Raw genomic sequence first — 475 nt, 5'->3', positions numbered from 1 at the left:
CCTCGTCGCTCGCGCTGCCGCTTTATAGCGAAGAGATGGTGGAGCGTGCAGCGGAGTTGCGTGAGTCGGAGCTGAATAAGTTCTACGGTGATCTGTACTTTCCGCACATGGTCATCGTCCCGTACTTCCCGCCCTCGCGTCGCCACTTCAAGGCCTTTGTGAACAGCGTGGCTGACGCCCTGATCGGCGCACCTTTGAATTTTGGGGGTGAGGTTATCAAGGAGCGAGAACTGAGCCGGGCCCCGGCATCAGAGTTCTATCAGGAAATGGCGTTGGGGTACGCAAATGGCCCCGCAGGTTAAGCACATTATCCTGCCGCACTGTTGGGTGTGCGAGCAGCGGTTCACAGACTCCACACCCCCGGGCCCCGCGTCTCGTGAAGTGCACCACGTGATACCGCGCAACTATGGTGGTGAAGACGGACCCACCGTCACGTTGTGCGCTGACCACCACAACCGGCTTCACGCCATAGCAC

General features: G+C 59.6%; 1 protein-coding gene. It reads left to right on the top strand.

All coding sequences use genetic code 11. The features are described from left to right. Positions 1-302: hypothetical protein (locus AC1RP4_RS07700; RefSeq protein WP_481763226.1), on the top strand; the 302-nt coding region annotated here is incomplete at its 5' end. Between the last annotated feature and the right edge of the window lie 173 nt (positions 303-475).

Source organism: Dellaglioa sp. CoH-56-MRSF-10 (genome assembly GCF_056782175.1).
This window is presented reverse-complemented; position numbering and strand designations above follow the sequence as displayed.